Genomic DNA, 25,789 nt, shown 5'->3' on the forward strand with positions numbered 1-25,789 from the left:
AACAGTCACAGGGGTAAACAGGGGGACGGTTCCTGCGTTTCTTAATGGAAACAGACGAAATGTCTCTATGTTTTCGAAACTGACGAACCGTCCCTATGTTTCACCTATGTTTCAAAATTCTATTTAACAAATATAATCCTTGCAAATGTTTCAATAAAATGTTATGATAAGTTTCTAATTATTTTTGTTCGGTGTAAAGGATATAAGTTTCAACTTTTCGTCTTGATGATCACTGAGAGCAAGGATAGTAATACATTGTGTGTATTTACACACTAGGAGGCAACAAAAATGGAAAAAGGTAAAGTAAAATGGTTTAACGGCGAAAAAGGTTTCGGATTCATCGAACGTGAAGGTGGAGAAGACGTATTCGTCCATTTTTCAGCGATTCAAGGCGAAGGGTACAAAACATTAGAAGAAGGTCAAGAAGTGACTTTTGATGTTGAGCAAGGTCAACGTGGAGCACAAGCAGCTAACGTTCACAAAGCTTAATTATAGAATCCTTTAAACAGGCTCTTATATCAGAGTCTGTTTTTTATTTTCTTAAAAAATAAAAAACCCCCACTCGCGAATGAGTAGGGGACATGAAAACAGTAAATCAAATGGTAAACAAAGTGTAGCATACACTTATGGAATAGCCTAATTCTTTTATTTTTGCTTAAAATGAGGTTGGTCACAATACTCAGGTGGTATACCTCTTAAAGTCTTACAGGAGCCTTATTTACCGAATAAAAAGGTAACTGATTATTCATCTGCATACTTAATTATGCCATGTAAATAAACTGAGTATTCTCGCTGTACACATTCTCTTAACTTGATTTTCCCTTCACTTTCTAATTCTCTAACCAATTCCTCAATGTTTTTTTCATCTTCTTTTGTAGCTTTTGGAACCTCTGTTGAAAAAAAATTACCTTGACTGACGTTGCGAAGATTTTTTAATAAATCAACTTTATTCATTGGGTCATCCCCTTTATCTCTATACTTTCGACATAAAGGAGGTATTTTCCTTTAAATTCCTCTTATTTTCCCAAGTAATTCAAGGTAAGAAAATCTTTATTATAGAAGAACCGATACCAGGAAAACGAGCGGTGCAAGAGTCGAAGATCCAGCTGCCATCTTGGTAGCTTTTTCTTATACTGATACCTTGAAAAATTCGAGACGATTGTGATTTAGAGTTATAATATGGAATCTAAAAAAAACTAATTTTCAATAATAAAAATATTGATATTGACTGGTGAATAATGTTATAATAATTGTTTTGTTAAAAAATAAAATGTGTGTTATACTTAAAAAGGATTCAAATTTGGAGGTGTTCTGATGTTTCATGTTGGTGATACCATTGTTTATCCAATGCAAGGTGTCGGAGTTATTGAAGCAATAGAAGAAAAGGAAATTCTAGGTGAGAAACATAAGTATTACATGATAAAAATGTCAATCAAAGGAATGCAAGTAATGATTCCTATTGATAAAGTGCAAAAATCACGCATTCGCTTAGTTGAAGATGTACTTACACTTGAACACGTTTTGGACATTTTTCAAAATGGTCAAACCGATATAACTCTTTCAATGAAAGAAAGATACAAAGTTAATACGGAAAAGTTGAGATCAGGCAATATTCAAGAGGGCGCAGAAGTTGTGCGTGATTTAATGCGCTTAAACAAAAAGAAATCTCTCAATTCAAGCGAAAAACAAATGCTAAACAGCGCACGGAAGATTTTTATTGGTGAACTGGGGATAATTAGAGGGATCACCGAAAATCAGGCAAATGATTTGTTAAACAAAAAGGTTGGATAAGTGCTTTTTTTACATGTGACCTAAAGATGCTTCTGACTTTAAAAAACTAGGAGGAATAAGTTTTTTGGCAAACACTCATATATTCTCCAGGGGAGAAGAGATTGCGAATGCGATTAGCCACGGGATAGCTGCACTTTTAAGTATTGCAGCATTGGTTATATTAATTACTTTATCCACTTTTCATGGAAATGCATGGCAAATTGTTAGTTTTACGGTTTTTGGAACAACCATGTTACTTCTATATATTTGTTCTACACTCGTACATGCACTTCCGCCTGGTAAAGCAAAAGATATTTTTGAAATTCTTGATCATTCCGCTATTTACTTTTTTATAGCAGGGTCTTATACGCCGTATTTGTTTCTAGTGATAAAAGGATGGGAATGTTGGACTTTATTTGGAGTGGTATGGGGATTGGCGATTATTGGTACAGTCCTTAAGTGCTTCTTTGTTAAAAGATTTTTAGTAACATCAACCATTCTATATGTTATTATGGGCTGGCTCATTGTAATTGTTTGGGAGCCCATTACACAGGCAATCCAGCCAGAAGGAATAATCCTTTTAGTTTCAGGGGGTATTTTCTATACGGTAGGATCCGTATTTTATGTTTGGAGAGGTTTTAGGTATCATCATGCTGTATGGCACATTTTCGTGATTGCCGGTTCGGCAGCTCACTTCTTTGCAGTATTATGGTATTTAATTTAGTTGATTTTTAGGACAGTCCTTGATGTAGATTAGCTTAAACAACTATTTCACTATGCATCCCAATAAATGGATGCTTTTTTAATGAGGTAAAACATAAACTCCTTTTAACGATCAGCCAAATGTTTATTGTGCTATTGTTCCAATGTGAAACCAGCGCCTGAAACCAGCGCCTGACACCGTAAAAAGACATTTTTTCAATCTTGTCTTTTTGTGGTGTCAGGCACTTTTTTTCATAGCATTTTTTATTGATAGATACAATTTTCCTTTGGAAATACGAGATTTGACACCTTCCGCTTTAAAGGGAGGGTGTTTTTAGTTTTTAAAACAAGTAATGTCAGATTTGAAAATCAATCCGGCCAAAGCCTTAGAATTATATCAAATTCTTCATACTATACAATCCTGCTTCTTTTCCTTTTAAGAAAATGGCTGCGTTAACCGCCCCAACAGCAAATACTTCTTTGGAAGCTGCATGATGGGAAAGAGTGATGACTTCATCCCGCCCAGCAAAAATAATATCATGGTCTCCAACGATCGTGCCCCCGCGAATAGCATGAAGGCCGATTTCTTTCTTTGTTCTTTTTTCACGAACGCTGTGCCGGTCGTATGTATAAGAATATTGATGATCTAATTCTTCGTTTATTGCATCAGCAAGCATAAGTGCGGTGCCTGAAGGGGCATCGATCTTTTGGTTATGGTGTTTTTCAACAATTTCAATATCAAACTGATCACCTAAAACAGAAACCGCTTTTTTAGCTAGCTCGGCAATCAAATTTACCCCAATAGACATATTTGCAGTGAAGAAGAGAGGGATGTCTTTTGCAGCTTTATGAATTTTTTTAACTTCTTCTTGGTTATATCCAGTGGTCGCAATAACGATTGCTACTCTGTTGGTGAGACAATAATCAAGTAATTCATCCAAAACCGATGGGTGAGAAAAATCAATAATCACATCCGGTTCAATGGAAAGAGAAGAGAGATGGTTAGGAGTTGCCACCACTGGAAAGTTATTGGAACCTTCTGTGTTCTTGTCAATTCCCGCGACAACTTTACAATCATCTCTAGTAGAAATGATATTATTAATTACCTGTCCCATTTTACCTGAGCTGCCACAAATTACGATATTAGTCAAAATCATTCATTCCTTTCATTAGTAAATAGGTGGTTATTTTTATTTTACCAAATTTTCTTTTGCCAACACTAATTATACAACCATATTAAAATAAAAATAGTTTTGGTTCATGTGACTAAAAGGAAAACGTTTTTTAGTGTGGTGGTAGGTACTATTTTTTCTTCTAGTGTCAATTCAAGATTAGCTTTTTGGTGGAAAATCATATTTTTTCTGTATGGATTTTACTATAATTGTAGTAAATACATAAGTGATGGGGATCATTGTGATTTTAAGTGTTAAAGATCTGCGAAGTATTTCGAAAATGCCAACTGAAGATCATCACTATAACTGATTTTTATGGAAGTAAACTAAGAAAGTACAACTGGCGTAAAAAGACATGTAACTCAAAAGTAAGGTAACGGAATAAATTGGAAAGTGTGATTATATAAATGAAGACTCAAAATTATGACTTGGTAAAAAAACTGCGACACGAATTGCATCAGCATCCTGAACTTTCCAATGAAGAGGTTTGGACAAAACAACATTTGATGGAATTTTTGAAGGCGAATACGAAACTAGAAATTATTGATAAAGGAAATTGGTTTTATGCAATCTATCGAGCGGGAAGCAATAAGCCAAATATCGCTTTCCGTGCAGATTTTGACGGGCTGCCAATGGATGAATTCATCGAACTGCCTTGGGGTTCTCAGTTCCCAGGAAAAGCACATAAATGCGGTCATGACGGCCATTCAGCCACACTGGCAGGATTTGCGCTTGAAATTGATCAGGCGGGTGCGGATAAAAATATCTTTTTCCTCTTCCAGCCGGCTGAAGAAACAGGGGATGGCGCGATTCGATGTGTTGATTTTATTAAAGAACACCATATTGATGAAATTTACGGCTACCATAATATGAGCGGAATTCCATACAAGGTGGTAGGAATTTTGGATGGAACGATGATGTGTGCATCGAAAGGGATGACGATCCATCTGGAGGGGGCTCCTACCCATGCCAGTCAGCCGGAAAATGGGATCAATCCATCCTTCGCCGTTGGTCATATTCTTGGAGCCATTCCTGAACTCACTTCCCGGAAAAAAATAAAGGTCTTGTCCTGTGCACGGTTGTTCAAATTGATGTAGGGGAAAAAGCTTTTGGTATTGCGGCATCAAAAGGGGACCTTCGTATGACCATACGTGCTCTTTACGAGGAGGAGCTGGATCGCCTGCAGGAAAACCTTGAAAGCTTTGCAAAAGCCCAGGCAGAAGAATACGGTTTAAAAGTAAGTTTTCAATATAATGACGAATTCCCGGAAACGTTCAATCATAAAGAAAGTGCCGATAAAATTCGTCTCGCCGCAAAAGCCAAAGGAATGGAATTCGTTGAATTGAAAGAAGCATTTCGTGCTTCCGAAGATTTTGGCCACTATACAAAGCTTACAAAAGGCGCCTATTGTTTCATTGGAAACGGTGAAGATTACCCTCATCTTCACACAAATGAGTACGACTTTCGGGATGAACTTATTGAAATAGGGGTTGAGCTTTTTATGGGGTTAGTTAGATAAAGTGCCACTGTCACTACTCGATATCCTGTAGAAGAGATTTCAACCATTTTCGAGTGGTGACAGGAACATTATTTTTTTAATTCCTGAATGAAATTCAACAAATAATATACATTATTCTTCAGTTAATTCTTCTTCAAAGAAAAAAGTATTTGGATATTCATTAACAATGTATGAGTACCTTTTCATGTTTTTAACATACTGAGCTTTATGGATTGTTACTGTTTCGCCAGACGCTTTAATTTTTACTTCTTCTCCAATAGTAAAAAGACTTTCCCTCATTCTCTATCACCTTCTCTAGTAATTTGATAATAAAATTATGCTTTTCGATTATGAAGACTTAATTTAAGTTTGACATAATTTCTTTATATTATCCACTCTTAATGTTCAATGAGTGTGGAATAGAAAACGATAAATCAAATCGTACAACAGAATAGCCTATCATTTAGGAATCTCCAAATGAGCAGATGAAAAGCATATTCTGCCTCTTTAAGTGAACCAAAAGAAAATTTTAATTGATTTCATTTCCTTTTATTTGTTATAATAAGGTGGTTTTAACATTTTTGAGGGGGAACATCATTTTTATGTCAGTAGAAATAGGTAGCAAAGTACAAGGTAAAGTAACAGGTATTACTAATTTCGGAGCTTTTATGGAATTACCGGATGGATCAACAGGTCTTGTGCATATTAGTGAAGTAGCAGATAGCTATGTAAAAGATGTTAATGACCATCTTAAACTAGGCGACCTGATTGAAGTAAAAGTGATTGGTGTGAAGGACGGAAAAACAGCCTTGTCCATCAAAAAAACGGTAGATAAGCCCGAAGTACAAAGGTCTTCTTATTCACAACGAGCACCACGTCCAGCGAGAGGGGATAATCGTTCCAAGGACTCTCGCACAAAAGGTAATTTTAAACCAAAGGAAAGTTTTGAAGATAAAATGGCTAAGTTTTTAAAGACCAGTGAAGAAAATTTATCTACCCTAAAACGTAACAGTGTAGCAAAACAGGGTGGTCGAGGTGGAAGGCGCGGATAAATTGTTCCGTTTTTAAACATTTCATCATATAAAAGAAGGCAAGCGCACAAGGCTTGCCTTCTTTACATAAAAACCATATCAGAACGACCCTTGCATAGTTACCAGTTAGAGCTTCCAAGTAGGAAAGTCACTGTCACTTTGTTTCTCATAATTTTTCATTCTGGAGTATGCGTTAGCTAGTTTAGACACGATAAACCCTTGAGGGCTGGGCGTTTCTATACAATCGTTTAACTCCTGAATTCTAATATTTGCAAACATGTTTGCTACCCCCGCTAAACTTTCAATCGTATCCATTAATTCGGGGTTGTCATTGTAATTACTTTTAGCAATGGAGTAAATATAATCTAGTTTATTTCTAATTAATTTAAGCGTTTCAATATCAAACTGATTCTTTTGCATAAGTTTTCACTCCTCATACATAAAGCATATGGGGAAAAAGAAAATTAAGTACTGACAATGTTTGAATAAAGGAAATCCTGGTTTTTTTTATCCTAATAAACTTTCGGAAAATGAATGAATATTATCGTACGAAAAGTATTGACACAAAAAGACAATTAATGATATTATATTCTATTTGATAAATAAGACAGAGTGTGGTATCCTAAAAAAGTGGAAAATTTGTTTGATTAGTTTCTTAAGTTTTTAATTCCATCGTTTATCCAATTCCTTCAACTCATATTTTTAATGCACCTCTTTATTTCCTCATAATTCGATTGTTCTAATTTTCACCGCATAAAATCGATATATTTTACCGAATGAGTTAATAATAGTAATTTTTGGGTTTACAAACCTGATTCACACTGGCACGGTCAAGGAGCCGTAAGGATGAAAGAGAGGCTGGGCTTTCATTGTTTTAGGGATATAAAGGTTCTATTCCGGAAAATGGCAAGTAATTCGTTTTACTGCTTTTGGAACAACCATGCAACTTCTATAATTTGTTCTGCATTGTTTCTCGTACTCCCACCGGGTCATGCAAAAACACTTTGAGATTCTTGATTGTTCGCCCTACACTTTTTATGGCAGGATAAAATACACCAAATTTGCTCATTGTCATAAAAAGATGTAAAGGATGAACTTTATTTAGGATATTTTTGATAAATTGGAGGTATAACTTTTGAACAAAACTAAATTAATAAATGCAGTATCGGCAAGGTCAGAGCTATCTAAAAAAAAGGCGGAATCAGCGGTAGATGCTGTATTCGATGTAATCACACGATCGCTAGTTAGCGGAGATTCTTTTGCACTTTTAGGGTTTGGTAAATTTGAAGTTTGTCAACGTGAAGCCCGTATGCGTATCGATCCTAAAACAGGGGAAGAATTACAAATCCAAGCAGGCAAAGTCCCCGTTTTTCGGGCAAGTAAATCATTGATACAGAAAATGTAAGTATAATCCTAATAAAAATGATTAAAAAGCATACCCTATCTGAGCAAGATGGCGGTATGCTTTTTGTATATTCGGGGACAGGGGATACAAGTGCCTGACACCATAAAAAGACAATTTTTCATTTTTGTCTTTCTGTGGTGTCAGGCACTATTTTTTAAGACCGATTTTCGTTAAAATAAAAATTGCTGATTTTCACAATAGTTTTTCACAAATTACAAATGTCCAAATGTATTTGTGTTTGATAATAAGTTATTAAGCATGATATAAGTGTAAAAGAAGTGGAACGTTTGCTTTCTATTTTTTTAACGAGAGATTGAAGTTGTATCCATAGTGAGAGGAATTGAGTTTGAAATGATCGATAATTTTTGGCGTGATTTACCACGACCATTTTTTGTACTTGCACCAATGGAAGATGTGACAGATGTTGTTTTTCGTCACGTCGTAAGTGAAGCCGGTCGACCTGATGTATTTTTCACAGAGTTTACAAACTCGGATAGCTATTGTCATCCAGAGGGAATTAAAAGTGTGCGTGGCCGATTGATGTTTACAGAAGATGAGCAGCCAATGGTGGCACATATTTGGGGGGATAATCCCGAATATTTCCGTCAAATGAGTATTGGCATGGCAGAGCTAGGATTTAAAGGCATCGATATTAATATGGGCTGCCCTGTACCGAATGTAGCATCGAGAGGGAAGGGGAGTGGCCTTATTCTACGTCCAGACGTTGCGGCAGAACTCATTCAAGCAGCAAAAGCGGGCGGACTACCTGTCAGCGTGAAAACACGACTTGGCTATAAGGAGGTTCAGGAGTGGGAGGAGTGGCTAACGCATATTTTAAAACAGGATATTGCGAACCTTTCTATTCATTTGCGTACAAGAAAGGAAATGAGCGAAGTCGATGCACATTGGGAGCTCATTCCGGAAATCAAAAAATTACGCGACCGTATCGCACCAAATACGCTACTAACAATCAATGGAGACATTCCAGACCGTCAAACGGGGCTGCAGCTTGCTGAACAATATGGTATTGATGGCGTTATGATCGGGCGAGGTATTTTTAAAAATCCTTTTGCTTTTGAAAAAGAGCCAAAAGAGCATAGCAGTGAAGAATACCTTGATCTTTTAAGACTGCAGCTTGATCTTCAAGATCAATATGCGGAAGCACTGCCTCGTTCAATCACAGGGCTTCATCGCTTTTTCAAAATTTATGTCAAAGGATTTCGTGGAGCTGGCGAATTAAGAAATCAATTGATGAATACGAAATCAACAGATGAAGTGCGTGCCTTGCTTGATAACTTTGGAAATAGTTTTTAACTGAAACCAGTGCCTGACACCATAAAAAGACATTTTTTCGAATTTGTCTTTCTGTGGTGTCAGGCACTATTTATTTCATTGGGAAATTCAACCCAAGAAACTGAAAAAACCTTACAATCTTGTCATACGCATATTAAAATGAAAATCTTCAACCAACCGAGTCCCTTTTTAAGGAAATACTAGGTGCCGCTGTCTGTACAAAAATTTTAACACGCTGGTATGTGAAATATTTAAATGGACAAAATTGGAATAGCCTCATTTTAGACATCACAGGAGGAAGCAAAAATGGAAACAATGATCGATCTTTTCGTTGAATTTTTAATTGAAAAAGGTAATTTGATTCAAGAGTTGGAAAAGGGTTACGGATTAACCTTTGAAGAAGCTTGTAAGGTTGTTGATGGTGAGGATTGATAGAAGTGCCTGTCACTACCCGAATCCTGTCAAAGAGTTTTTGACAATTTTCGGGTGGTGCCAGGCACTTTTATTATTCTCTATGCTAAGATAAGAGGGGAAAAAGCAGTGCTTACATAATCAAGTGACATAGGAGTTGTCCGTTTTGGAGTTAAGGCAATTTTTGTATTTTGTAGAAGTAGCCAAGTATAAAAGCATTACGAAGGCGGCAGAGCAAATGCATATTTCCCAGCCAGCCCTAAGCAAGTCGATTATATCTTTAGAGGACGAGTTGGGAACAACTTTAATCATTCGTACCAATAAAGCCATCGCATTAACTGATGCTGGTGAAGTGGTATTAAATTATGTCCAGAAAATGACAAGTCTTTTGGATGAGATGAAATTGACGTTGAGTGATTTGACCAATCTCTCCATGGGACAGATTAATATTGGACTGCCGCCATTTATTGGAAGCCTATTTTTTCCAAAAGTTATGAAGAAATTTCACCAAGCATATCCCAATATCAAATTGGATATTACCGAATATGGCGGTGCCAGGGTAGTGAAAAGTGTGGAAGAGGGAGAAATTGAACTCGGTGTTGCTGTGCTGCCGTTAGATGAGCAGGTCTTTAATGTCTATCCGATTGTGAAGGAGGAAATGAAGCTAGTTGTTCACAAGGACCATCCACTTGCATACCGTAAGGAAGTGAATATTAATGATTTAAAGGATGAAGAATTTATCTTTATCATGAGGAATTTGCTTTAAATCAAATTATACGCAATCACTTTTTTATTACGGCAGGCTTCGAGCCCAAAATCCTGTTTAAAAGTACCCAGTGGGACTTGATGTCTGAGATGGTTGCCGCAAACCTGGGTTTGACAATTTTGCCGCAGTCAATCTGTAACCGGCTGTTTGCCAAAGATATTGAATTCATCAGCCTTCAACCAACTATTTTGTGGAGATTGGCGGTTATAACCAAAAAAGGACGATATATTTCTAATGCTGGCAGAATGTTTATTGATTTTATTTTGAAGGATCAGCTATAACTTTAAGTTATGAAACGAATTATAAATATGTATTTTACGAATAATAAAAAACGAAGTAAGATAACTCTTAGTTAATTCAAAGATACTTATTTATAAAGGAAGTCTTATTGATGATGAAACTAGGAATCATTATTTTACAAGTATGTTTTTTGTATGTCTTTTTCTTTTTAGGAACGGCACTGAAACAAATGATCCCTCTGCCAATCCCTGCTTCCATGTTTGGCTTATTTCTATTATTTCTGGCTCTTTGTTGCAAAGTGATTAAACTGAAATGGGTAGAGCAGGGTGCTAAATGGCTATTGGCCGAGCTGCTGCTGTTTTTTGTTCCTTCAGCGGTAGGAATTGTTAATTATCAGCAAATCATTAGTATCCAGGGAGTGGAAATTGTCCTGTTGATTGCATTCAGTACGATGATTGTCATGGGGATGACCGCCCTAACTGCAGAAAAAATATCTGTCCGGAAAAGAAGTGAACAGCATTGATGATGGTAATGTTCACATTCATAACGTATGTAATCTATTTATTTTCAAAAAAGATTTATACAAAAATATCTGCTCCTTTTTTACATCCATTATTGGTCGCTCCCATTTTATTAATTGTGCTGATTTCCATTACACATGTGTCTGCTAATCAATATTTACAGGATTCAAAATGGCTGTCGGATTTGCTTGGACCTGCTACAGTTGCTTTTGCTGTACCCATTTATAAAAATCTGTCAACTATAAAAAAATATCTTGGGACCATCTTGATCAGTATTACGACTGGAACACTTGTGGCGATTTTTTCAACATTTTTGTTATCAGAATTATTTCATTTGAAACATGACTTCGTTGTTTCTATTCTTCCAAGGTCGATTACCACCCCTATTGCTATAGAGGTTTCAAAGGAAATCGGTGGTCTGCCGACATTGACGACTGTTTTTGTGATTATAACAGGTGTGATGGGAGGAATTGTTGGCCCAAGTGTCATAAAATGGCTGTCCATTAAAACACCGATTGCCAAAGGTCTGGCCTTAGGAATGGGGGCACACGGTGTCGGTACCAATAAAGCAATGGAATACGGAAAACTAGAAGGGGTATTTTCCTCATTAGCGATGATTTTTGCTGCTTTAATCACTTTGGTTTGGGGTGCATTGTTAATTCCGTTTATATAGCTTTAAGAAGAACCACTGGCACTACCCGAATCCTGTCGAAGGTTTTTGACAATTTTCGGGTGGTGCCAGGCACTTTTATTTTCAGGCTTCTGGTTTCTCTTTTCCCATAGAATTAAATAATTGTGTGGCTGATAAGGCATTGAATGGTAAGGATACATTATGGTTAAGCCCTTGGATGTAAGCCGCTTTTAAGTCTTTAAGTAGAACGGCCAAAGCAGTGTCTGCTGTCCATTCAGAAACATCCTTCCAATTTCTAACTACCCAACTATCACCTGTACTAACTTTTAATAGGTTTAATATCTCTTCTTGAGGTAAGTTGTAGTGTTTTCCTAATTTAAGTCCTTCAGCTAAAGCATTCATGTTAATACCTAAAATCATATTATTTACTAATTTTGCTACTTGGCTGTTTCCTGGTTCTGCACCATAGTAGAATATATTAGATCCCATCGCATCAAAGTATGGTTGGAAAGATTTTACGATTGTCTGTGAACCGGCTGTCATAATCGATAATGTTCCAGCTTGAGCACCTGAAGCACCACCGCTTACTGCAGCACTAATTAATTTCAAATTACTTTCATCTTCGACTTTTTTGCCTAATTTATTCATTGTTTCAGGGTCAAGTGTACTCATAACAATAATTGTTTTATTTTTAGGTTGGGCAGATAATAGACCGTTCTCACCAAAAATAATGTCAACATTTTGGGCATAGTCACGAACCATTGAGATCATCGCTTCGTCCGCTTGTTCCGCCACTTCTTTTAAAGTTTCTACCATTGTTATTCCAGCCGCTTTTGCCTTCTCATAAACCCCTTTAAAGGCATCATAACCGATTACCTCAAAACCAGCTTTCTTTAAATTAACGGCCATCGGGAATCCCATTGTTCCTAATCCTACAAATCCAATTTTTTTACTCATGATTAATTCCTCCTATAATAAAATGAACTCGCATCTATCATTCAATTTTCGTTCACATTTTGTTCACACTCAGTATATATCGCATATTCCTATGAGTAAAATGAATGTTTGGAATAAAACATTTTCGTTTTTTTCATAGATCATTTATTTATGAATGTTAAAAGGGTAAAAAATTCCAGAATAACTTCCTGCTAATCATGAATTAAGGGAATACATTATATGATTTATATGTATTTTACGAATAACAAAAACAGCGATATAGTTATTTCTGTTTCAAAAACAAAGGAAATTTTGGGGGGAAAAGAACATGGAAACAAATCGTTACCAAAGAGGTTTAGATATTATTAAGGAATATACTTTAACAGATAACGAAGAAATTGGAACGCACATGGATATTGTTGCGGCATTTAAAGATCTTGCACCTGATTTAGAAAGTTATATTGTTGAATTTGCTTTTGGAGATATATATTCACGAGAAGGCTTGACTAATAAGCAACGGACGATTGCTACAATCGCTTCTCTTGTCACTCTAGGTACGGAGCCGCAATTGGAATTGCATATCAACACAGGAATAACAATTGGATTAACTCCAAAAGAAATTGTTGGAACGATCGTGCACTTGATTCCCTATACAGGCTTTCCACGTGTTTTGAATGCTCTAAAGTTGGTGAAAAAAGTTTTTGCTCAAAGAAATGTAAAAATGAATGATTAAGAGAGCTACGCTAGGAATCGATGAAAAGTAAGCAAACTAAAAGCAGCCCCAAAAACACAAGTTTTTTCGTGTTTTTGGGGCTGTTTGATTTTACCGCTTTGTGACCAAAAAGTTTTTACAAGATTCAGGAAGGTAATTTAGTTGAAATGAACTGGATAAATTCACGAACAGCAGGTGAAGCGTACTTCTTTTTTTTAGAAATAAATCCCAAATTCCAAGGAAGGCTTGGATTGAAGATGGGAATCGCCTTGATTAAATCTTGATCGACTTTTTTGGCAATAGGTTTTGGGAATATCGAAATCCCTAAGTTTTCACCAATCATTCCACTAATAAAATCCCACTCGGAACTTTCGTAAGCAATTTCTGGATGAAAACCTGCTCGTCCGCATTCTTGAATAATGAGTTCATGAATAGCAAATTCTTCCTTAAATAGAATGAAGGTTTCATTTTGTAACTCCTTCATTTCAACTTTTTCTTTTTGCGCTAATGGATGGGAATGATGGACGAAGAGTGACAGTTCATCATAAACAAAGGGAACAACATCAAACTCCTTTTCATCAGCCGGCAGCATAACCACACCAAGATCTAATATTCCGTCTCTGACTTCTTGTTTAACTTTTTTGGAATCATCTTCAGTGAGTTTTATTTTGATATCGGGGTAAAGATTATTGAATCCTTTAATGATTTTGGGGAAAAATAAAAAGCCAATTATTGGGGGTATGCCAATTTTTATCTTTCCTTTTTTTAAGTTCATTAAATCATATAGGTGGGTAGATAGATCATTTAGCGATTCCATGATCATTTTCCCTTCCGCTAAAACGATTTCGCCTGCTTCCGTTAATTCAATGTTCTTTGCGGAACGGTCAATCAGTTCTACATTTAATTCTTCTTCCAAACTTTTGACTACTTTACTTAGTGTAGATTGTGACAAATGGAGGGAGTTCGAAGCTTTAGTAAAGCTTTTGTATTTTGCTACTTCAATAAAGTAAGTGAGATGACGTACGTCCATGAATGTACTCTCCAATCCTTGTTTTTGTTCATACCATTCTCATACCTATAGCCCTTTTCTCCACAAACTCCCTAAAATTTGCTACGGCAGGAGATATATATCCATTTATTCTCCATACCATTTGGATTACTCGAAAGCACTTTGGTGACTGTACGCGGAGCATTGAAATTTTATTTTTATCCAGATTAGGGAGGTAAGGTACAATGGCAACACCCAAATTGGCTCCAACTAGGTCAGAGACTGTCCTCTCCTCATATCCTTCAAAAATCTTCCTTGGGAGGAAGCCTGCTTCATTACAGAGATTATGTATTAAATCATGAAGGGCTGTTTGAGGCTTGAAAAAGATAAATGGATCATCCGCTACTTCACTTAAATTTACCATCTCTTTTCCCGCCAGCCTGTGGGCAGCAGGAACAATTAGGAATAATTCTTCGGACAAAACTGGAATCGAACACAGACCTTCATGCGGTTCTAGAGGTGAACAGAAGCCAATGTCAATGTTCGCAGCATGTATTTCTTTTAAGATTTTACTTGAAATATTTTGCGATAATTGAAATTGAATGTTTGGAAATTCCTTTTGAAACTCACTAATTAAATCAGGTACAAAACTAGAGCCAAGTGTTTGGATAAATGCAAGTGAAATAGTCCCATGGAGGGGGTCAATCATATCGTGGATTGTTTGTTTTGTTTCCTTTATATTGGATAATACCTGGTTTGCAGTCTCTAGAAAAACCTTCCCATATTGGTTTAAAACGACTCCGCGGCTTTTTCTTTCGAGTAAAGGGACACCAACTTCTTCTTCAAGCCGCAGAATAGAACGACTTAATGCTGGTTGTGAAAGGTTTAATTCTTCAGAAGCTTTTGTAAAGCTCTTATGTTTTGCAACTATTTGGAAATTCAACAGCTGATCAAAATCCATTCGATATTCTCCTTTATCCATTTGTGATATTACTATTATGCATAGATCCTATAAAAAATACAATTATGTATGCATATCAAATGTATGTATAATAAATATATTGCTTTCATTTCGAGAAAACAATCATGAATAGATGTGCCAACTAATAAAAGAGAAAAATTAAGGGGGAACATAATATGGACAAACCAAAACTATGGACTAAAGATTTTATAAATATTACTACAATCAGCTTTTTTATCTTTTTAGCATTTTATATCTTATTAACAGCACTTCCCATTCAATTAACGAAAAAATTTGGCGGGGGTGCGGGTCAGGCTGGCTTATTAGTAACCTTATTTTTACTTGCGGCCATTGTTATTCGGCCATTTGCTGGTAAGTGGGTAGGCGTAGGATCACAAAAGAAATTGCTTATTTATTCTGCTGCAGCGTTTTTTATTGCTACACTTTTTTATCCATTTGTAACAAATATTTGGGAATTATTCATCCTAAGGATTATTCATGGCATCACTTTTGGAGTTATTACTACAGTAAAAGGTACCATCAGTGCAGAAATCATACCGAGTTCAAGACGTGGTGAGGGACTAAGTTGGTTCTCATTAGCAATGGGATTGGCAATGGTAGTTGGGCAGGTAATAGGTCTTAATTTAGCTAATGTTGGAGCATATAACACAGCATACATTCTTTGTATTGCCATTTCAGTAGTAAATATCTTTCTATCAATGGTTATTCATGTTCCAGAACAAGAAAAGAAAGGTAAAGTCTCTAAAACTAGTAAAAGATTTGATCTTAATGATTTAATTGATAAAAAAGCCGCACCATTTGCCCTTGTCGTATTTATTTTAGCTTGTGCCTATTCAGGCATTGCTTCATTCTTGGCATTGTATGCGCAAGAAATTAACCTTGTAAAAGCCGCTAGTACTTTCTTTATTCTTTATGCGGGCTTAATGTTTGTATTTCGTCCATTCACAGGTGTATGGGCTGACCGTTACGGAGCAAACAAAATTGTTTATCCTTGCATTTTGTTATTTGCCATTGGAATGGCTATGCTCTCATTGCCTCAAACAGCCATCATTATGATTTTGGCAGGTGCAGTTATTGGGATAGGTTATGGCTCTGTAACACCAATCCTTCAAACACAGGTTATTAGTTCTGTTGAAAAACATCGTGTAGGAATCGCCAATTCGTTGTTCTTCAATTCAATGGATTTAGGAATGGCTGTAGGTGCGTTTGTGCTGGGAATGGCAGCAAATTCATTCGGATATAGCAGTGTTTTTATCTGTGGAATCGTCCTTATTGTCGCAGGTGGTTTTGCTTACTTTGCTTTTGCGGGCAGGAAGAAAAATGAGGATCACCATGCAGTTCAGGCAGTCGAAGACTATAATTAATGTAGATTATATTTTCCCTTAAAGGAGAAGGCTGGAGATACAAGATATTATCCATAATTTATCAAAATCAATATTTAAAAATGAAACAGTCCAGGAACAATAGACGAAATATTCACCAGCAGCCCATGTGTTGTCGCATACAATCGGCACAAGTGGAGAATAGGAACAAAAGAGTATTTTTTTAAATGATAAAGCACTCACGGATGTTGACATATCAGTATTTGTGAGTGCTTTTTTTGTGGAGGAAATTAGGATTTTGAACTTATTTTACGCAACTAACATTTGTAATCGCCACAGGTACTTTTATTTACATCAATTTTTTGAAAAATAAAATAGACCTTTCCATGAGAATGGCTGTGCACCGATGATATTGTATAATAGTAGGAAAGGTAAGGAGGAGACACAATGATCGCACAACAATACAAGAAAATGTTAACAGGTAAATCTGTAATCAGGGAATTGGCTGAGTTTGCCTCAGTACGGGGGAAAGAGATCGGATACGAAAATGTATTTGATTATAGTCTAGGTAATCCGTCTGTTCCTGTTCCAAAAGAATTTACTCAGGTAATGATGGATCTGCTTTCCGATAAAAGCCCTACAGAACTACACGGATACAGCCCAAGTTTGGGAATTCCTTCAGTTAGGGAAAAAATCGCCCTATCTTTAAATAGACGATTTGCTATGAATTATACGGAAAACCATATTTTTATGACGTCAGGAGCTGCCGGTGCGATTGCACATGCGATCCGATGCGTAACGAACCGGGGGATGAGGTGCTGACATTTGCTCCATATTTCCCTGAATACCATCCATATATTGATCTAACTGGTGCTGTACTGAAAGTGGTTCCGCCGAATACGGAAGATTTTCAAATTAACTTCACTTTGTTTGAAGAAATGCTAACAGAGAAGGCCGCTGCGGTATTGGTGAACAGTCCGAACAATCCGTCAGGAGTTGTTTATTCTGCGGATACAATCAAGAAACTGGCAGATCTTCTTCGCAAAAAAGAAAAAGAATACGGTCACGAAATTTTTATTGTTTCGGACGAGCCCTACAGAGAGATTGTATTTGAGGGCGAAGAAGCACCATATGTATCAAAATACTATGACAATTCAATATCCTGTTACTCCTATTCTAAATCTCTATCAGTACCTGGAGAACGGATAGGCTATGTTGCCGTGAATCCGAAATGTGTGGATTCAGGCTCTATTGTCAGTATGTGTGGACAGATTTCCAGAGGCATCGGACACAATTGCCCGCCTTCCATTATTCAACTCGCTGTTGCAGAAGTAGTGGATTTGACAGCTGATATGTCTGTTTATGAAACCAATATGAACCTGATTTATGAAAAATTAATCGAGCTGGGATTCACCTGCGTAAAACCGGGTGGAACCTTCTACATCTTTCCAAAAGCACTAGAGGAAGACGCGAAAGTATTCTGCCAGAAGGCATTAAAATATGATTTGATCCTGGTCCCAGGCGATAGTTTCGGATGTCCGGGATATTTTCGAATGGCATATTGCATCGATACGGAAAAAGTGATGCGCTCATTACCTGCATTGGAAAAGTTCGTAAAGACTGAATATGGAAAGTAAGTTGTAAAATCAGTAGCCTAATTGGTTACTGATTTTTTAATAGAGTAAAAATGAAAAGACGAACAGCGAAATAGACTGTTCGTCAACTAGTAGTTGCCTACTTAATTATAAATTTTTGCTTTACCCGTCCCTGCCACTTTCATCGCTTCTTGAATATATTGTGCTGATTGATGCAACCATTCAAGTTCCTGTTCATCGAGAGCAATTTCTAATTGTTTTTCTACGCCATTCTTCCCGATGATGCATGGCATGCTTAAGGCAACATCTCCATCGTACCCATATTGTCCGTGCAATGTGGTGGACACAGGATAAACACTGCGTTCATCCAACAGAATTGCTTTTGCCAGGGTAACGGCAGCCTGGGCAACACCGGCATTCGTCCAGCCTTTTCCATTTAATACGTCAAAGGCCGCTTGTACAACTTGTTGTTTAATATCTTCCCTGCTTAATGGTCTTTTTCCTTGGAAAACTTGATCTAATTCTTTTTCACCAAAACCTTGGACATTTAGACGGCTTAATACCGGGAAAGCTGTGTGCCCGTGCTCACCCATCATATAACCTATCACACTTTTTGGATCGATATCAAAATTAGTGGCAATGATTTTGCGAAGACGCGCAGAGTCAAGCATCGTTCCGGTTCCAAACACGCGTCCTTTAGGATAGCCAAATTCATTTTCTGCTATGTACACCATCGTATCTAAAGGATTGGTTATCAAAATAACGATTGCATCTTTCGTATATTTTGTAATTCCAGTCATGACTTCACGAATTATTTCTGAATTAACAGAGGCTAATTTTGCTCGATCTGGCATAGCATCTTCCTCGCTTTTAAGCATGCTCGGACCGGCAGCACAGATTATCACATCGGCATCCGCACATTCGGAATAATCTCCGGCACGGACCGTTGTATTAGACATATAGGTTAGAGCGGTAGCGTGTTCTTGGTCGAGAGCTTCACCAAAAGCAACATCCTTATCGATGTCAATGACAGCTATTTCAGCAAAAAGTCCCAATTTCATGGCATCTGCCAGAACATATGAACCAACATGGCCCACTCCAACAATCACTAACTTATTTCTTTTCATGTTCTTACCTCCTTGTTTGGTTATATTTTATCACAATATTGAATTTTTGGAATTTTGACGTCAGTCCATATAGGTTAGACGCTTAAATTATGGCACTTGTTCTAAGAATTGTACAATAGTTGGAAAATGTTTGAAAAATAATATTGCCAGAGAATAATCTCATGTGGTAAAATCTGAATATTAAAATTTTTGTAAAGTTATGAAGAATATAAGGGGGAAATATGAAAAAGAGTTTAGCACTAATATTATGCGGATTAATTATGCTCCTTACAGCATGCGGTGGTGGGAGTAAGCAAACGACTGGCGGAGAGCAAAAAGAAAAAGTAGTTAAAATTGGGATTTCACAGCTTGTCGAGCATCCATCTCTTGATGCAGCGCGTGAAGGATTTATCGCAGCACTGAAGGATGCCGGCTATGTAGAAGGCAAGAATTTGAAGATTGATTATCAAAATGCACAGGGAGACGTAAACACGAATATGTCGATCGCCCAAAAATTGGTTGGAGAAAAGAATGACCTTATTTTGGCCATTGCTACTTCCAGCGCCCAGGCCGTGGCCAAGTCGACAAAAGATATTCCAGTTTTATTTACTGCCATTACGGATCCAGTGGGGGCTGGGCTTGTAAAAAGTTTGGACAAGCCTGGCGCAAATGTAACAGGAACATCTGATACACATCCGGAAGCGATAAAGAAAACGATCGCAGCCATTAAAACCTTTGTTCCAGGTGCTAAGAAGGTTGGAATTATCTATAACAGCGGAGAGCCAAACGCTGTTGTTAATGTGAAAAATGCTAAGATTGCTTTAAAGGCAGATGGTCTTGAGCCAGTTGAAACTTCTATTTCTACTAGTTCTGAGGTAAAACAGGCTGCACAGTCGATGGTGGGCCGTGTGGATGCCTTATATATTCCTAAGGATAACACTGTCGTTTCTGCATTAGAATCGGTTATAGAGGTTGCTAATAGCCAAAAAATCCCGACTTTTGTAGGTGAAGGTGATTCTGTAAAACGTGGAACCTTTGCCTCCTATGGATTTGACTATCACGATCTTGGCTATACAACCGGTAAGATGGCAGTGGAAATCCTAAAAGGGAAAAAAGCAAGCGATATTCCTGTTGGCTTCCCTGGAAATCTTCAACTTTATATCAACAAAAAAGCAGCTCAGCAAGAAGGAATTACTTTGAAAGACGATTTACTAAAGGGCGTTAAGATTGTAGGAGAGTAAAATTAGCCCGAAATTGCTTTTAAATTAGTGCTTGTCAATACCTTATTCTCGATTCTTCTCGAGTAAAAGGTATTGACAGGCACTTTTATTTTATATCAAGGGAATCTCAAGTGTGACATACACTTATTTAATTCAATACAGCAAAAAAAATGTTAACGAAATTGTCGAAAATTTATTACTATTTGTACCATACAAATAAAGAAAGAGTTTTAAAATATTGGAAGGAGTAATAATGTTTTTTTCATCCAAATTATTGCGGGGGATGGATGTACTCACCGAAAAAAGTATATAAATTGGGAACTAAAGGTTTTTGCGCAGTTTAAAGAGGAAGTGAGCAGTCATGGCAAACGTAGAGAAATTAAAATATCAAAAATGGAAGGACCTGTCTCCTCTTGAAAAAATTACGGTTATGGAGAAACGGGTTATTATTGTTAGATGGTTAGGAATTATTGTTGGGATCACAACCGTCCCTTTTTTGGAACTTCGTGATAGCTTTCCAATGTATTTATTGATTGGCTATGCCTTGCTGCATAATACGATTTTTCAATTTTTCATTATTCCCTACAAGAATCAATGGCTGCTTAAGTCAGCTATATTAACGATTAGTGATAATATAATGACATCATTAGCTGTTTACCTAACAGGTGGATTGGATTCGGATTTTTATCTTATCTATTTCTTATTGGCAGTGTTGTCAGCAATCCGTTTTGGACGAAGAGAAGCGATGCTTTCGACATTAATATCGACTGTATTGTATGTTTTATTAGTCGTTTATAAAGCAACGGAACCTTTATCATCAATGAATATAGCAGTTATTATTTTACGGATGGGATTTGTGGTGATAACAGGAATATTTGCTGGATACCTGGGAGATAGAACCAGACAAATCGAAATAGATTTGGAAAAGGAATTAGATAAGGCTTATGTACAGTTGAATAAAAGTATAACTGTGCTTAATCAAAATCCTGAGCTTAAAGATGTTTTAAATAATGGAACAGAACAGGCGCGTCGTTTGATCAATGCGGAGTTTTGCATGACTTTAATGGATGAAGCAAACACTCAATTTTTAGAGCATGATTTTAAGGATATTCTTTTAAAACCATATATTGCAATTAACAGTATGAGGACAGATATTTCTGAAAAGAATGATCAAAACTTTTTTGAGCTAGTACCTGAATTGATACAGATTCCTAATGCAAAGCTAAATACTATGTATAAAAACAAAAAAGTAAAGATTTATGATTGTAAAGTAAATAAATACATATCGGAAGTATTTTCGGTTGAAGAAGGAAATGAATACTTTCTTATTTCAATTCCGCTGTTAAACGGAGACAAAAAAATTGGGGTCATGTATTTGGTAAAGCTTAATAAAGCAATTAATATCCTCAAAGAAATACAAGTGGACATTGTGTTCCTTTTTGCACAAAGTATCGCATCAGCCATTGCCAATTCGATTGTTTCACAATCGAAACGGCTAGCGATTACGGACCCTGTAACAGGTCTTTATAATCACCGTTATTATCAAGAGACTATTAAAATTGAATTAGGTCAATGTCTGGCAGACCAAAAGCTTTTATCACTCATCGTCTTAGATATTGATTCTTTTAAACAATTTAATGATACTTATGGTCATTCCGTTGGTGATATTGCACTAAAATCCGTCGCCAAATTAATACAGGATTCAATAAATGGAATAGGCTGGGCTGCCCGATATGGCGGTGACGAATTTGTTATTGTTCTTCCGTCAATGTCAAATCAACAAGCATGTGAAGTTGCCGAATTGATTCGGACGAAGAAATCTAAGAGTTTCGGTATTATTTCCAACGAAGCTTTAGCGACCTTAAATTTAAGTTTCGGAGTTGCAACGGCACCTCTATCCGGAAAAACACCTGAGGACCTTTTTAACACAGCAGATTCAGCATTGTACATAGCAAAATATTCAGGTAAGAATTTAGTACAATCAGCTTTTAAAATGCCAAAATTTAAAACAATTAACGAAATACCGATTATTCCTAAGTATACAGATAATAAAAAAATCATTTCATTGCAGAAGGCATTTTCAAAAAACAGTGTCCAAGATATTGAGCTGATTGAAGCGTTTATTGCCGCTGTAGATGCCAGAGATCATTATACATATGACCATTCTGAACATGTATCTAACTACTCGGAGAAACTTGCACGAAAAATGAATCTGTCTAATGAAGAAGTAGAAAGGATTCGGTTAGGTGCACTCTTACATGATATAGGAAAGATCGGAATACCTGACAATATCTTAAATAAGATTGGCAAATTAACAAATGAAGAGTACGAAGTAATAAAGCAACACCCAATCATTGGCACGAAAATTATCGAACCAATTAAAGCGATGGGGGTGTATGGCCCAATCATTTTGCACCACCACGAGTGGTTTGACGGAACAGGCTATCCATATGGACTTAAAGAAAGTGAGATTCCATTAGAGGCCAGAATTGTATCCATTTGTGATGTATTCGATGCAATGACAACTGATCGTCCATATCGGAGTGCAATTCCAAAAGAAAAAGCATTACAAATTATCAATGTAATGGTTGGTTCCCAATTTGACCCAGAGGTGTGGCAACACTTTAATGAAATGATTACAAACGATACTAGACCAATAAGTGGTAAAAACACTAATGGAATACCAAGTTAGAAATTTTAAGTCTAACTTTTACACAGAACTAAGGATATTTCCGTTAAGGTCAGTTCACTTCTTGTAAGAAAAAGAAAATTGAAATAGATTCTAACTTTAGATTGGAGGAGCTTTTATAAGAAATCTAAAGCATATTTTTATTAAAAATTTTGGATAGTTTATAAAAAAGGGGTACCCAAGTGAAATTTCATTGGGTACCCCTTAATCTTTATCCCGCATTAACGGGCAGTAAGACCCCCACTTCAAGGCTTAGCGGATGCAGGAAGCATAAGTGGGGGGATCAACTGCCCGTAAAAGCCCGATTGGTTCAACTAACAATCAGTGGGGGATGAAAAAAACCCCCACTGATTGAAGTTTCACTTTATTTAAAACACTTTCGTAGTCCAATCCTCACAATTCCAAATATCAGTCGCAATTTCACGATAGAAATCAGGTTCGTGGGATACCATCAAAATACTTCCGCGATATGCTTTTAAAGCACGCTTCAATTCTTCTTTTGCGTCCACATCCAAGTGATTGGTAGGTTCGTCTAGAATTAATAAATTCGTTTCTGTGTTTAATATTTTACACAATCGAACTTTGGCTTTTTCTCCACCAGAAAGGACTTCGACTTTACTTTCAATATGTTTCGTTGTTAATCCACATTTTGCAAGAGCAGCACGGACTTCAGCCTGATTCATACTTGGGAATGTGCTCCAAATCTCTTCAATACAAGTGTTATAGTTGGCCTGTTTAACTTCCTGCTCGAAGTAACCGATGTATTGATACTCACCACGTTCCACTTTACCCGAAATTGGATTAATCAACCCAAGAATACTCTTTAAAAGAGTAGACTTACCAATACCGTTTGCACCCACGAATGCAATTTTTTGTCCACGTTCCATTTTCAAATTCAGAGGGCGAGAAAGTGGTTCATTGTAACCAATTACAAGATCTTCAGTCGTGAAAATCCAACGACTAGCTGCACGTGCTTCTTTGAAATTAAACTCTGGTTTCGGCTTCTCTTTCCCCAATTCAATAACTTCCATTTTGTCGAGCTTCTTCTGCCGAGACATTGCCATATTACGAGTCGCAACACTTGCCTTGTTACGAGCAACGAAATCTTTCAAATCAGCTATTTCTTGTTGTTGACGCTTGTAAGCGGACTCTAGCTGTTGCTTCTTCATTTCATATATTTTTAAGAAGTTATCATAGTCACCAACATAGCGATTCAACTCTTGGTTTTCCATGTGATAGATCAAGTTAACAACATTGTTCAAGAATGGAATATCATGTGAAATCAAGATAAATGCATTTTCATATTCCTGTAAAAAGCGCTTCAACCATTCGATATGCTGTTCATCCAAATAGTTCGTTGGCTCGTCTAGTAATAGGATTTCAGGCTTTTCTAGCAAAAGCTTAGCTAGCAAAACTTTCGTACGTTGCCCACCGCTAAGGTCATCTACATCTCGATCGAGTCCAACATCGTCTAATCCTAATCCACGTGCAACTTCCTCAACTTTTGAATTAATTCGATAGAAATCATTACTATCTAAAGTTTCTTGTAGCTCCCCAACTTCTGCAAGTAATGCATCGATATCAGCACCTTCATCACCCATTTTTGCATAAAGTTCATTGATCTCTGCTTCAGCATCAAAAAGATATTGAAAAGCAGTACTCAAAGCGTCACGCATGGTCGTACCTTTTTGAAGTACAGCATGTTGATCTAAATAACCTACACGAACTTTTCGTGACCACTCAACTTTCCCGTCGTCGGGTTGCAACTTCCCCGTAACAATATTCATGAAAGTAGATTTACCCTCACCATTTGCCCCAACTAGTCCAATGTGCTCTCCTTTTAAAAGTCGAAAAGACACATTATTAAAAATCGCACGATCACCGAAACCGTGGCTTAAATTTTGTACGTTTAATACACTCATTTTTTTAACCCCTTATCTAATGTCACATGTGGATAATCATACTAGATTTTGGCCGCTTTTTCTATCTTGAATTTATTTTTTGTGAAAAATGTAATTCTGAAGCAAGGGGACGGTTCTTGAAGGGATTTTTGGAAAGCAGAATCGTAAATAAAACAAGAAGTAAGAAAACCGACCAAAAATGTATGGTCGGTTTTTTTTATATACGATTACCGCATATAGAAAAAATCATAATTTGTCCAAACATAATCTTTTTGTTGATTCAATATTATTAGTAATAAATCCTTCTATAAGGGGGAGTTACTATGTACTATGCAAAATCAGCCGCAAATACCCGGTCATGTGAGTATGGATCAGTTTAATCAGATGTTAATTTCTCCAGAGTCTTTTGCTGCAAAGCCAGAGTCTCTTACAGAACAGTTATTTATTGAGCGTTCATTAACGGAAAACAGGTTTTGGCTCCGAATTATGAAAGAGCATGCTTTATTCTTAGGTGAAGGATTTAACCGTAAAGACACACAACTTATCCAGCAAACGGACAGATTACATGCCTACTTTGAAAACAAGTTTCATGCAAAAAAAGGTGAAATCGTTATCGTATAGATACAATTTTTATTAACACTTAAAATAGCTGCCAATTTGACACTATTTTTTCATAGTGAGAAAACAATATTATCCAAATTGACGTTACATTCAAAACCCCACAGAACTGTGGGGCTTTTTGCTGTCCATAAATCCATCTACAGAAATTGAATTAACCTGAATATTTGTTCCAGTTGTGCTTCTCCAATTTTAACTAACACTTGTAGTGCTTATTCCTTTTGTTTGATTAGGTTAAAATGTTCACTAATTTGTCATTGACAATCATTCTCATTAAAAA

The 25,789-nt window shown here is 36.7% G+C and carries 26 protein-coding genes and 2 pseudogenes; 19 read left to right on the plus strand and 9 right to left on the minus strand.

All coding sequences use genetic code 11. From position 1 onward, the window contains the following. Positions 1-288 precede the first annotated feature (288 nt). The gene (locus RCG17_RS24115) at positions 289-489 is read left to right on the plus strand and encodes a cold-shock protein (RefSeq protein WP_057775982.1); all 201 of its coding nucleotides are present in this window, start codon (positions 289-291) and stop codon (positions 487-489) included. A gap of 252 nt (positions 490-741) precedes the next feature. Here the strand turns inward: RCG17_RS24115 and RCG17_RS24120 are convergent, their stop codons facing one another. Further along, the gene (locus RCG17_RS24120) at positions 742-954 is read right to left on the minus strand and encodes a hypothetical protein (RefSeq protein WP_308172558.1); all 213 of its coding nucleotides are present in this window, start codon (positions 952-954) and stop codon (positions 742-744) included. Positions 955-1,314: 360 nt separating this feature from the next. On the opposite strand from RCG17_RS24120, the gene RCG17_RS24125 reads away from it, so the two are divergent. Further along, positions 1,315-1,791: a CarD family transcriptional regulator gene (locus RCG17_RS24125; RefSeq protein ID WP_308172559.1), complete on the plus strand. Its 477-nt coding sequence runs from the start codon at positions 1,315-1,317 to the stop codon at positions 1,789-1,791. 64 nt (positions 1,792-1,855) lie between these two features. Further along, positions 1,856-2,494: a PAQR family membrane homeostasis protein TrhA gene (locus tag RCG17_RS24130; RefSeq protein WP_308172560.1), complete on the plus strand. Its 639-nt coding sequence runs from the start codon at positions 1,856-1,858 to the stop codon at positions 2,492-2,494. Positions 2,495-2,864: 370 nt separating this feature from the next. On the opposite strand, the gene dapB is transcribed toward RCG17_RS24130, so the two are convergent. After that, a complete protein-coding gene (gene dapB / locus RCG17_RS24135; protein ID WP_374120866.1) occupies positions 2,865-3,629 on the minus strand; it encodes a 4-hydroxy-tetrahydrodipicolinate reductase in 765 nt (254 codons plus the stop codon). Positions 3,630-4,051: 422 nt separating this feature from the next. On the opposite strand from dapB, the gene RCG17_RS24140 reads away from it, so the two are divergent. Both RCG17_RS24140 and RCG17_RS24145 read left to right on the plus strand, forming a co-directional pair. Then, on the plus strand, positions 4,052-4,741 hold the full coding sequence (locus tag RCG17_RS24140; RefSeq protein WP_308172562.1) for a M20 metallopeptidase family protein: 690 nt from the start codon (positions 4,052-4,054) through the stop codon (positions 4,739-4,741). Positions 4,742-4,785: 44 nt separating this feature from the next. Then, a complete protein-coding gene (locus tag RCG17_RS24145; protein WP_308172563.1) occupies positions 4,786-5,163 on the plus strand; it encodes a M20/M25/M40 family metallo-hydrolase in 378 nt (125 codons plus the stop codon). Between the two features lie 111 nt (positions 5,164-5,274). Here RCG17_RS24145 and RCG17_RS24150 read toward each other — a convergent pair whose 3' ends face one another. Next, positions 5,275-5,442 carry a hypothetical protein gene (locus RCG17_RS24150; protein WP_308172564.1) on the minus strand — a complete coding sequence of 56 codons (168 nt, stop codon included), beginning with the start codon at positions 5,440-5,442 and terminating at the stop codon, positions 5,275-5,277. Between the two features lie 302 nt (positions 5,443-5,744). Between RCG17_RS24150 and RCG17_RS24155 the strand changes: the two genes are divergently transcribed. Continuing rightward, complete coding sequence (locus RCG17_RS24155) at positions 5,745-6,194, plus strand: S1 domain-containing RNA-binding protein (protein ID WP_308172565.1); 450 nt, start codon at positions 5,745-5,747, stop codon at positions 6,192-6,194. Between the two features lie 105 nt (positions 6,195-6,299). Here the strand turns inward: RCG17_RS24155 and RCG17_RS24160 are convergent, their stop codons facing one another. Further along, positions 6,300-6,593 carry a hypothetical protein gene (locus RCG17_RS24160; protein ID WP_308172566.1) on the minus strand — a complete coding sequence of 98 codons (294 nt, stop codon included), beginning with the start codon at positions 6,591-6,593 and terminating at the stop codon, positions 6,300-6,302. Between the two features lie 715 nt (positions 6,594-7,308). Between RCG17_RS24160 and RCG17_RS24165 the strand changes: the two genes are divergently transcribed. From RCG17_RS24165 to RCG17_RS24195, 7 genes are all read left to right on the plus strand, one after another. Beyond that, positions 7,309-7,578, plus strand: a complete 270-nt coding sequence (locus tag RCG17_RS24165) for an HU family DNA-binding protein (RefSeq protein WP_308172567.1) — start codon at positions 7,309-7,311, stop codon at positions 7,576-7,578. Between the two features lie 351 nt (positions 7,579-7,929). Beyond that, a complete protein-coding gene (locus RCG17_RS24170; protein ID WP_308172568.1) occupies positions 7,930-8,892 on the plus strand; it encodes a tRNA dihydrouridine synthase in 963 nt (320 codons plus the stop codon). Between the two features lie 285 nt (positions 8,893-9,177). Beyond that, complete coding sequence (locus RCG17_RS24175; RefSeq protein ID WP_308172569.1) at positions 9,178-9,303, plus strand: hypothetical protein; 126 nt, start codon at positions 9,178-9,180, stop codon at positions 9,301-9,303. Positions 9,304-9,448: 145 nt separating this feature from the next. Next, positions 9,449-10,048, plus strand: a complete 600-nt coding sequence (locus RCG17_RS24180; protein WP_308172570.1) for a LysR family transcriptional regulator — start codon at positions 9,449-9,451, stop codon at positions 10,046-10,048. Positions 10,049-10,101: 53 nt separating this feature from the next. Then, positions 10,102-10,329: a LysR substrate-binding domain-containing protein gene (locus RCG17_RS24185; protein ID WP_308175941.1), complete on the plus strand. Its 228-nt coding sequence runs from the start codon at positions 10,102-10,104 to the stop codon at positions 10,327-10,329. Positions 10,330-10,439: 110 nt separating this feature from the next. Beyond that, on the plus strand, positions 10,440-10,811 hold the full coding sequence (locus tag RCG17_RS24190) for a CidA/LrgA family protein (protein WP_308172571.1): 372 nt from the start codon (positions 10,440-10,442) through the stop codon (positions 10,809-10,811). Beyond that, a complete protein-coding gene (locus RCG17_RS24195) occupies positions 10,811-11,482 on the plus strand; it encodes an LrgB family protein (RefSeq protein ID WP_308175942.1) in 672 nt (223 codons plus the stop codon). Before RCG17_RS24190 ends, RCG17_RS24195 begins: the two co-directional genes overlap by 1 nt. Before the next feature lie 81 nt (positions 11,483-11,563). Here RCG17_RS24195 and RCG17_RS24200 read toward each other — a convergent pair whose 3' ends face one another. Further along, positions 11,564-12,397, minus strand: coding sequence for an NAD(P)-dependent oxidoreductase (locus RCG17_RS24200; protein ID WP_308172572.1), 834 nt, complete (start codon positions 12,395-12,397; stop codon positions 11,564-11,566). A 307-nt stretch (positions 12,398-12,704) separates the two neighbouring features. Here RCG17_RS24200 and RCG17_RS24205 point away from each other — a divergent pair, with 307 nt between their 5' ends. Beyond that, positions 12,705-13,109 carry a carboxymuconolactone decarboxylase family protein gene (locus RCG17_RS24205; protein ID WP_308172573.1) on the plus strand — a complete coding sequence of 135 codons (405 nt, stop codon included), beginning with the start codon at positions 12,705-12,707 and terminating at the stop codon, positions 13,107-13,109. A 124-nt stretch (positions 13,110-13,233) separates the two neighbouring features. Here RCG17_RS24205 and RCG17_RS24210 read toward each other — a convergent pair whose 3' ends face one another. Together RCG17_RS24210 and RCG17_RS24215 are read right to left on the minus strand one after the other, a co-directional pair. Next, entirely contained in the window at positions 13,234-14,118 is an 885-nt protein-coding gene (locus RCG17_RS24210) for a LysR family transcriptional regulator (protein WP_308172574.1), read from the minus strand. Between the two features lie 28 nt (positions 14,119-14,146). Beyond that, a complete protein-coding gene (locus tag RCG17_RS24215) occupies positions 14,147-15,037 on the minus strand; it encodes a LysR family transcriptional regulator (RefSeq protein ID WP_308172575.1) in 891 nt (296 codons plus the stop codon). Between the two features lie 176 nt (positions 15,038-15,213). Between RCG17_RS24215 and RCG17_RS24220 the strand changes: the two genes are divergently transcribed. Further along, the gene (locus RCG17_RS24220) at positions 15,214-16,422 is read left to right on the plus strand and encodes an MFS transporter (RefSeq protein WP_308172576.1); all 1,209 of its coding nucleotides are present in this window, start codon (positions 15,214-15,216) and stop codon (positions 16,420-16,422) included. A gap of 405 nt (positions 16,423-16,827) precedes the next feature. Continuing rightward, positions 16,828-18,017: pseudogene (locus tag RCG17_RS24225) on the plus strand (pyridoxal phosphate-dependent aminotransferase). 101 nt (positions 18,018-18,118) lie between these two features. On the opposite strand, the gene RCG17_RS24230 reads toward RCG17_RS24225, so the two are convergent. Further along, complete coding sequence (locus tag RCG17_RS24230; RefSeq protein ID WP_308172577.1) at positions 18,119-19,102, minus strand: L-lactate dehydrogenase; 984 nt, start codon at positions 19,100-19,102, stop codon at positions 18,119-18,121. 221 nt (positions 19,103-19,323) lie between these two features. On the opposite strand from RCG17_RS24230, the gene RCG17_RS24235 reads away from it, so the two are divergent. Then, entirely contained in the window at positions 19,324-20,322 is a 999-nt protein-coding gene (locus RCG17_RS24235) for an ABC transporter substrate-binding protein (protein WP_308172578.1), read from the plus strand. Between the two features lie 340 nt (positions 20,323-20,662). Continuing rightward, complete coding sequence (locus RCG17_RS24240) at positions 20,663-22,993, plus strand: diguanylate cyclase (protein WP_308172579.1); 2,331 nt, start codon at positions 20,663-20,665, stop codon at positions 22,991-22,993. 365 nt (positions 22,994-23,358) lie between these two features. Here RCG17_RS24240 and RCG17_RS24245 read toward each other — a convergent pair whose 3' ends face one another. Further along, positions 23,359-24,912, minus strand: a complete 1,554-nt coding sequence (locus RCG17_RS24245; protein WP_308172580.1) for an ABC-F family ATP-binding cassette domain-containing protein — start codon at positions 24,910-24,912, stop codon at positions 23,359-23,361. A 309-nt stretch (positions 24,913-25,221) separates the two neighbouring features. Between RCG17_RS24245 and RCG17_RS24250 the strand changes: the two are divergent. After that, positions 25,222-25,476 (plus strand): annotated as a pseudogene (locus RCG17_RS24250) (DUF2935 domain-containing protein); the annotation flags it as partial. Positions 25,477-25,789 lie beyond the last annotated feature (313 nt).

This window comes from Neobacillus sp. PS3-12 (assembly GCF_030915385.1).
GTDB lineage: Bacteria > Bacillota > Bacilli > Bacillales > Cytobacillaceae > JAEVLT01.

Excerpts from the sequence above, each read along its gene's own strand:
- RCG17_RS24150 (WP_308172564.1), bottom strand. The coding sequence starts at position 5,442 with ATGAGGGAAAGTCTTTTTACTATTGGAGAAGAAGTAAAAATTAAAGCG.
- RCG17_RS24210 (WP_308172574.1), bottom strand. The coding sequence starts at position 14,118 with ATGGACGTACGTCATCTCACTTACTTTATTGAAGTAGCAAAATACAAA.
- RCG17_RS24170 (WP_308172568.1), top strand. The coding sequence starts at position 7,930 with ATGATCGATAATTTTTGGCGTGATTTACCACGACCATTTTTTGTACTT.
- RCG17_RS24175 (WP_308172569.1), top strand. The coding sequence starts at position 9,178 with ATGGAAACAATGATCGATCTTTTCGTTGAATTTTTAATTGAAAAAGGT.
- RCG17_RS24220 (WP_308172576.1), top strand. The coding sequence starts at position 15,214 with ATGGACAAACCAAAACTATGGACTAAAGATTTTATAAATATTACTACA.
- RCG17_RS24200 (WP_308172572.1), bottom strand. The coding sequence starts at position 12,397 with ATGAGTAAAAAAATTGGATTTGTAGGATTAGGAACAATGGGATTCCCG.
- dapB (WP_374120866.1), bottom strand. The coding sequence starts at position 3,629 with ATGATTTTGACTAATATCGTAATTTGTGGCAGCTCAGGTAAAATGGGA.
- RCG17_RS24115 (WP_057775982.1), top strand. The coding sequence starts at position 289 with ATGGAAAAAGGTAAAGTAAAATGGTTTAACGGCGAAAAAGGTTTCGGA.
- RCG17_RS24125 (WP_308172559.1), top strand. The coding sequence starts at position 1,315 with ATGTTTCATGTTGGTGATACCATTGTTTATCCAATGCAAGGTGTCGGA.
- RCG17_RS24160 (WP_308172566.1), bottom strand. The coding sequence starts at position 6,593 with ATGCAAAAGAATCAGTTTGATATTGAAACGCTTAAATTAATTAGAAAT.
- RCG17_RS24140 (WP_308172562.1), top strand. The coding sequence starts at position 4,052 with ATGAAGACTCAAAATTATGACTTGGTAAAAAAACTGCGACACGAATTG.
- RCG17_RS24215 (WP_308172575.1), bottom strand. The coding sequence starts at position 15,037 with ATGGATTTTGATCAGCTGTTGAATTTCCAAATAGTTGCAAAACATAAG.
- RCG17_RS24195 (WP_308175942.1), top strand. The coding sequence starts at position 10,811 with ATGATGGTAATGTTCACATTCATAACGTATGTAATCTATTTATTTTCA.
- RCG17_RS24205 (WP_308172573.1), top strand. The coding sequence starts at position 12,705 with ATGGAAACAAATCGTTACCAAAGAGGTTTAGATATTATTAAGGAATAT.
- RCG17_RS24240 (WP_308172579.1), top strand. The coding sequence starts at position 20,663 with ATGGCAAACGTAGAGAAATTAAAATATCAAAAATGGAAGGACCTGTCT.
- RCG17_RS24230 (WP_308172577.1), bottom strand. The coding sequence starts at position 19,102 with ATGAAAAGAAATAAGTTAGTGATTGTTGGAGTGGGCCATGTTGGTTCA.
- RCG17_RS24145 (WP_308172563.1), top strand. The coding sequence starts at position 4,786 with ATGACCATACGTGCTCTTTACGAGGAGGAGCTGGATCGCCTGCAGGAA.
- RCG17_RS24155 (WP_308172565.1), top strand. The coding sequence starts at position 5,745 with ATGTCAGTAGAAATAGGTAGCAAAGTACAAGGTAAAGTAACAGGTATT.
- RCG17_RS24245 (WP_308172580.1), bottom strand. The coding sequence starts at position 24,912 with ATGAGTGTATTAAACGTACAAAATTTAAGCCACGGTTTCGGTGATCGT.
- RCG17_RS24190 (WP_308172571.1), top strand. The coding sequence starts at position 10,440 with ATGATGAAACTAGGAATCATTATTTTACAAGTATGTTTTTTGTATGTC.
- RCG17_RS24120 (WP_308172558.1), bottom strand. The coding sequence starts at position 954 with ATGAATAAAGTTGATTTATTAAAAAATCTTCGCAACGTCAGTCAAGGT.
- RCG17_RS24235 (WP_308172578.1), top strand. The coding sequence starts at position 19,324 with ATGAAAAAGAGTTTAGCACTAATATTATGCGGATTAATTATGCTCCTT.